The 525-nt window shown below is 75.6% G+C and carries 1 protein-coding gene; it reads left to right on the top strand.

Annotated elements, in window-relative coordinates:
- A partial coding sequence (locus tag V5O46_RS31650) for a class I SAM-dependent methyltransferase (protein ID WP_332888179.1) occupies positions 1-525 on the top strand: 525 nt, incomplete at both ends.

Genomic DNA, 525 nt, shown 5'->3' with positions numbered 1-525 from the left:
CCGCCGTCACCGCGGGCCTCGCCGCCCGGACCGCGTTCACCACCGGCGACGCGGAACACCTGCCCTTCCCGGACGGCATGTTCGACGCGGTGGTGTGCGAGTGCGCCCTGTGCACCTTCCCGGACAAGGCCCGGGCCGCCGCAGAGTTCGCCCGGGTCCTGCGCCCCGGCGGCCGGGTCGGCATCACCGACGTCACGGCCACCGTGCAGCGGCTCCCGCCCGAACTGACCGGCCTGACCGCCCGTATCGCCTGCATCGCCGACGCCCGCCCCCTCGACGAGTACACCGGGATCCTCGGCACCGCGGGCCTGCGCACGCTGCGCACCGAACGCCACGACCAGGCCCTGACACGCATGATCGACCAGATCGAGGCCCGTCTGAACCTGCTCCGGCTCACCGCCCCGGCCGAGCTCGCCGCGGCGGGTCTCGCCCGGGACGACGCCGCGGGAACCCTGACCGCGGCCCGCCGAGCCCTCACCGACGGCGCCCTCGGCTACGGCCTCCTCATCGCGGAGAAGCCCCACG

This window comes from Streptomyces poriticola, assembly GCF_036689765.1.
Classification (GTDB): Bacteria; Actinomycetota; Actinomycetes; order Streptomycetales; family Streptomycetaceae; genus Streptomyces; species Streptomyces poriticola.
The sequence above is the reverse complement of the archived record's forward strand: the minus strand, read 5'-3'. Positions and strand labels throughout refer to the sequence as shown.